This is a genomic window from Amycolatopsis sp. SID8362 (assembly GCF_010550475.1).
Classification (GTDB): Bacteria; Actinomycetota; Actinomycetes; order Mycobacteriales; family Pseudonocardiaceae; genus Amycolatopsis; species Amycolatopsis eburnea.
Genome location: NZ_JAAGNB010001270.1, coordinates 1 through 5,777, shown reverse-complemented (window position 1 = coordinate 5,777; position 5,777 = coordinate 1). Strand labels below are relative to the sequence as shown.

At 74.0% G+C, this 5,777-nt stretch carries 5 protein-coding genes; 1 reads left to right on the top strand and 4 read right to left on the bottom strand.

Translation table 11 applies throughout. The annotated features are described in order from the left end of the window. The 4 genes from G3I65_RS39280 to G3I65_RS39265 all read right to left on the bottom strand — a co-directional run. A partial coding sequence (locus tag G3I65_RS39280; protein ID WP_160700577.1) for a DUF5682 family protein occupies nucleotides 1-1,509 on the bottom strand: 1,509 nt, incomplete at its 3' end. Further along, nucleotides 1,506-2,594: an AAA family ATPase gene (locus G3I65_RS39275; protein WP_125313710.1), complete on the bottom strand. Its 1,089-nt coding sequence runs from the start codon at nucleotides 2,592-2,594 to the stop codon at nucleotides 1,506-1,508. The genes G3I65_RS39280 and G3I65_RS39275, both read right to left, overlap by 4 nt. Then, nucleotides 2,591-3,982: a DUF5691 domain-containing protein gene (locus G3I65_RS39270; RefSeq protein ID WP_160700576.1), complete on the bottom strand. Its 1,392-nt coding sequence runs from the start codon at nucleotides 3,980-3,982 to the stop codon at nucleotides 2,591-2,593. Before G3I65_RS39270 ends, G3I65_RS39275 begins: the two co-directional genes overlap by 4 nt. A gap of 52 nt (nucleotides 3,983-4,034) precedes the next feature. Beyond that, complete coding sequence (locus G3I65_RS39265) at nucleotides 4,035-5,342, bottom strand: SWIM zinc finger family protein (RefSeq protein WP_160700578.1); 1,308 nt, start codon at nucleotides 5,340-5,342, stop codon at nucleotides 4,035-4,037. A 103-nt stretch (nucleotides 5,343-5,445) separates the two neighbouring features. Here G3I65_RS39265 and G3I65_RS39260 point away from each other — a divergent pair. Beyond that, nucleotides 5,446-5,777 (top strand): PadR family transcriptional regulator (locus G3I65_RS39260; RefSeq protein WP_160700575.1); only part of this gene is annotated, 332 nt, incomplete at its 3' end.

Genomic DNA, 5,777 nt, shown 5'->3' with positions numbered 1-5,777 from the left:
CAGCGCCGCCATCAGCCGCGCGACGTCCGCGTCGGCCGCCGCACGGGCGTCGAGCGCCGCGAGCGCTTCGGGCAACGCCTCCGGCAGGTCGGCGAGCAGGCAGTTCTCGACCGCCGTGGTGACCTCGTCCAGCGGTGGCGTGCCCTCGACGGCGCCGCGGACCGCGGCCGTGGCCGCCGAAGGCACGGTGGTGCCGTACACCGCCGCCGCGACCAGGTCGACCTCGAACGACGGTTCCCAGGCCAGCGCCCAGGTTTCCCGGAACGTGCCCTTGTTCCGCCGCGCCGACGCCTCCCGGCTGCCCCACTCGATGCCGAGGATCCGCAGCCGGTGCAGCAGCTTCGAGCGGTCGAGCCCGCCGGGCGTGCGCAGGTCGAGGTCGAGCTCCTTGACGATCGGATCCTTCTTGAGCCGCAAGCGTTTGGCCGTCGCGGTCAGGTCCGCGGCCAGTGGCGGCTGCGGCACCCGCTCGGGGACTTCGCCGAGCCGTTCGCCGACCACCAGCCGCCGGGTGACCAGCTCGACCTGCACCTCGTCCCCGCCGCACAGCACCGACCGGGTGGCTTCGGTGACCTCGGCGAGCCCGGCCGACGACCGCCCGCGCAGCGCCGCGAGCGCTTCGGCCAGCCGGACGGCTTCGATGACGTGCGCGGTCGAGACCGGCAGGTCCTCTTCGCGCAGCACCCCGGCCACGCCGGTCAGCCAGCGCGTGGTGACGTCCTCGGCCGTGGTGAACAGGTGGTGGTACCAGCCGGGCGACCGCACGCCGGCGCCGTACCCGCTGGCGGTGGCCAGGCGCCCGTGCGTCCACGGCACCCAGGTGCACGCGACCTTGCGCTTCGGCAGTCCTTTGAGGACGGCCTGGTCGTGCGACGCCGGCGGCAGCGGGTCGGCGAGCGCGGGCACGTGCCACGCCCCGCAGACGACGGCGATGTTGTCGTAGCCGTCCTTGCGGGTGCGGCGCAGCACCGAGCGCATGTACGCCTCGCGGCGGGCTTCGTTCCCCTTCGGCGGTTCTTCGCCTTCCCGAACGGCGGTCATCGCGTCGGCGATGACCTCGAACGGGTTTTCGCTGTCCCGGCGGGATTCGACGACGTCGTCCCACCAGCGTTCCGGGTCGTCGTACCCGCCGGCCGAAGCCAGCAGCGCCAGCGGGTCGACCGGTGGACCGGCGTGCTCGTCCGGGCCCGCGGCGAACGTGTTGGCGGCCGGGAGGTCGCAGAACCGCACCGGGATCCCGGCTTCGCGGGCGTAGGCGAGCGCCTGCCATTCCGGGCTGAAGACGGCGAACGGCCAGAAGGCGGCGCGCGAGACGTCGTCGGTCGCGTACGCCAGCAGCGCGACCGGGGGCGCCATCGCCGGGTCTTCGGTCAGCTCGACCAGGACGTCGGCTTCGGGCGGGCCCTCGATCAGCACGATGTCGGGCTCGAGTTCGGCGAGCCGCGCCGCCACGGCCCGGGCGGACCCCGGGCCGTGGTGGCGGATGCCGAGCAGGTGGGTCGCCGTCACGAAATCTCCTGGCCGGCCCGGTAGAAGTCGGCCCAGCCGTCGCGCTCGCGGACCACCGTCTCCAGGTATTCGATCCAGATCGCGCGGTCGGCCACCGGGTCCTTGACCACGGCGCCATGGATGCCGGCCGCGACGTCGTGCGGGCGCAGCACGCCGTCGCCGAAGTGCGCCGCCAGCGCGAGGCCGCCGGTGAGCACGCTGATCGCCTCCGCGGTCGAGAGCGTGCCGGACGGCGACTTCACCGCCGTGCGGCCGTCTTCGGTGCGGCCCGAGCGCAGCTCGCGGAACACCGTGACCACCCGGCGGATCTCGGCGAGCTCGGCGGCCTCGGCGGGCAGCTGCAGCGACTTGCCCAGCTCCGCGACCCGCCTGCTGACGATCTCGACCTCCGCGTCGGCGCTGTCCGGCAGCGGCAGCACGACCGTGTTGAACCGCCGCCGCAGCGCGCTCGACAGCTCGTTGACGCCCTTGTCGCGGTTGTTGGCCGTGGCGATCAGGTTGAAGCCGGGCCGCGCCTGCACCTCGGTGCCCAGCTCCGGGATGGGCAGGGTCTTCTCGGACAGGATGGTGATCAGCGAGTCCTGGACGTCGGCCGGGATGCGCGTCAGCTCCTCGAGCCGGGCGAGCTTCCCGTCCCGCATCGCGTGCAGCAGCGGGCTTTCGACGAGCGCGGCCGGGCTCGGGCCCTCGGCGATCAGCCGGGCGTAGTTCCAGCCGTAGCGGATCGACTCCTCGGACGTGCCCGCCGTGCCCTGCACCAGCAGCGTCGAGTCGCCGCTGATCGCGGCCGACAGGTGTTCGGACACCCACGTCTTCGCCGTGCCCGGCACGCCGAGCAGCAGCAGCGCGCGGTCGGTGGCCAGTGTCGCGACGGCGACCTCGATCAGCCGGCGCGGGCCGACGTACTTCGGCGTGATCACGGTTCCGTCGGGCAGGGTGCCGCCGAGCAGGTACTCGACGACGGCCCAGGGCGACAGGCGCCAGTTCGGCGGCTTCGCCCGGTCGTCGGCGGCGGCCAGCGCGGCCAGCTCGGCGGCGTGGTCCTGTTCGGCGTGCGGCCGGAGGACGGTGGCGGGGGCGGTCATGCGAGCTCCTCGTACATTTCGCGGCGGAAGTTCAGCGTTTCGGTGAGCGCCCGGCGCCACGGCCCGGCGTCCATGGTCAGCCGGGTGGTGGCCAGCGGGTGGCGCAGGCACTGCGCCGGGACCGCGCGGGCGATCACGACGGCGGCGTGCGAGACCAGGCGGTGGTCGTCCTGGCGGGCGATCCAGTCGAGCAGGGCGGTGCCGAGCTCCTTGGTCCACGGCCGGGGCAGCTCGTGCACCAGCCGCGCGAACGACTCGACGGGCAGCCGGCTCACCAGGTGCCCGATGGTGGCGGCCTGGGCGGCCGGGCTGAGGACGTCCAGCAGCGGCGGGGTGGTGCGGCCGCCGGGGTCGGCGCCGATGAGCGCTTTCGCCCAGGTCTCGTCGCCTTGCCGGACGGCCGCGGTGGCCCAGGAGTCGCGCAGCACGGCGGCCGGGCAGCCCTCGACGGTCATCCGCACCACCTCGGCGGGCGGCCCGAACTCGGTCCAGAAGGCCAGGGGAGCGGCCGCGACGAGGGTGCGTAGTCGAACGGTGCCCTCACCGCGTTCGCCTTGCGGCAGCGCGATTTCGAGCACCCGGCCGCGGCGGCGGACCAGCGGGCGCAGCCGTTCGGCCATGCTTTCGCCGTACCGGGTGCCGGGCAGCCGCCCGAGCAGCTCGGCGGCGCGCTCCCGGACGGCGGCCGCCCGGTCGGTCAGCGCGGCTTCGAGGAAGGCTTCGTCCTCGGGCCGTAGGTGCGCGGCGAGCACGCCGAGGAAGTCCGAGCGGACGTCAGCGGGTTCGCTCTTCCACGAACCGGCGAGGGCTTCACGGGCCTCTCCGGGCGCTTCGGCCAGCTTGGCGGCCAGCCAGCGGCGGCGCTGGGCGAGGCTGCCATAGTGCCAGACGTCTTGGGTGCCAGTGGTTTCCGGCGGGGCGGCGAGGAAGGACCAGTCCGGGTTCCGCTGCCCGAGCCAGGCCCCGACGGGCCCGGCGACCGCGGCGAGCGGCCCCCGCAGCGCGGCTTTCGTGCGCGCGGCTTCGGCGAGCAGCGGGAGGGTTTCGGGCGGGACTCGGTAGTTCGTGCCGGCGACGATGCCGAGCCATTCCAGGAGCAGGTCGGGATGACTGGCGGCGAGCAGCCGGGCCAGCCGTTCCCGGGCGAGCGGCGGCACGAACGGCCGTTCGTCCTCGGCGGCGACGGGAAGCGGCCGCACGTCGTGGAGCGGCTGCCGCCCGGCACGCCGGAAGGTGGTGAGCACGGCCGCGGCGGCGAGGAGCTGCTCGGCGGGGTCCTCGCGGTCTTCGGCGAGGGGGCGGACGGCTGGGGGGAGGGTCGAGAGGTCGAGGGTGCGGCGGCGGGTGCCGAGGAGGGCGGTGCCGACGAGGTCTTCCCAGGCTTTCACGGCTTCACCGCCTTTCGGTGCGAGTGGGATCGGATGTGGTCGTGAGGAAGGTTCACAGCCGCACCGCCCGGTTTTCGTGCCAGCACGTCAGTGGGCGCAAGCCCGCCTGGCTCCACTCGCCCGCCACCGTCAAGGGCTGTCCAGCAGACATCGCCAGCAGCGGCCACGGGAACGCGTACGGGACCAGCGGAAGCGCCGTTCCGTCCTTTTCGGACAGGCACCAGCCGCCATCGTGTTCGGCTGGGGTTACCGCTGAGAGCAGGACCGGCCAGCGTTCCAGCCAGGGGTCGGCGGCCATCGCCTCCGCGTACGCCGCCAGTGCGGCCGGGATCGAGCCGCCCTCGGCGGCCGGGGCCGCGAGGGGGATGCCGCGCTCCACCACCATCGCGCGCAGCGGTGCCGCGCCCGGGTAGAACGCCAGCTCCGCCGTCAGAAGGTGGCCTGGCGGCAGGGACGCGTCGAGTGGCCGGCCCGGCGGGGCGAACGACAGCACCAGCGCGTCCCGGCCCGTGCCGCGGCCGCGCAGCCACGTGCGGCGGGTGAGCAGGCGGTCGTTCTCCTCGTCGGCCGCGCCGGTGATCAGCCATTCGTCCGACACGCGCTCGCCGCTCTCCAGGACGCGGGCCGTCTCCACTGAGAAGCCCAGCCGGGTGCGGACCGTCTCCGCCAGCGGTGGTGGCAGCGAATCCAGCCGGCCGGCCGCGTCCGCCAGCAAGTACAGCAGCGACAGCTCGGAAAGCAGGGCCTCCGGCCAGTCGCGCCGACCCACGGTGCCCGCCGCCCGGCGCAGGCCGCCCGCGAGGCCGGACGCCTGCGCGTCGACCATCCGGGCCGCGACCGTGCGCAGCTCTTCGCCGCCGTTGCGGTCGAAGCCCGCGAAACCGGCGCCGATCCGGTCGGTCAGCCAGACTTTCAGTTCGGCGACACCGCCTTCGACGCGCGCGGCACGTTCGCCTGCCCGGCGAGCGGCGGCCTCCTCGTCCTTCGGACCGGCCGCTTCCGCGCGTTTCTCCGCCCGCCGGGCGCGATCGGCGCGTTCGGCCAGCCACGTGTGCACCCACTCCGGCGCGGGTCCCGTGTCGATCTTCCCGGCCGCCCACAGCAGCAGCAGCCCCAGCGCGTGCTTGCACGGGAACTTCCGGCTGGGACAGGAACACCGGAACGCGGGCTCGGCGAGCTCGACGCACGTCTGGTACGGCTTCTTGCCACTGCCCTGGCAGAAGCCCCACACGGCGTCTTCGGACGCACCCGCGCCCGACCACTTCGCCGGCGCCGCGAGCGCCCGGCCCGCTTTCTCCGACGCGGGATCCGGCGCCAGCCCGGCCACGCGCTCCGCGGTCCACGGCACTGCCGTCACCACCTGTCCCCCCACTGTTCTCCCTCGCTTTCCGGTACTCGCTGAAGCATGCCAGCACCCACCGACAATTTCCGGAAGCCGAGTATTCTAGTGCTAGAGTACGAGCGTGCTCACCGACGCGGAACTGACGGTGCTCGGCCTCGTCGTCGAGCGGCCGAGGCACGGCTACGAGCTGGACGAAGTCGTCTCCGAACGCGGCATGCGCGAGTGGACGGCGCTCGGGTTCAGCTCGATCTACTACGTGCTCGGCAAACTCCGCGACCGCGGCCTGGTCGCCGAAGTCGAGCAGGACCGCGCGCACGCCAAGGCGAAGAAGACGTACACGGCGACGGACGCGGGCCGGCAGGCGTGCGCGGCCGCCGCGGAAGCCGCCATCGCCGAACTGCGGCCGGTGCACCCGCCGGTGCTCGTCGGGCTGGCGAACAGCCCGGCCGTGCC

Coding starts and splice junctions, on each gene's coding strand:
- G3I65_RS39275 (WP_125313710.1), bottom strand. CDS start 2,594: ATGACCGCCCCCGCCACCGTCCTCCGGCCGCACGCCGAACAGGACCAC.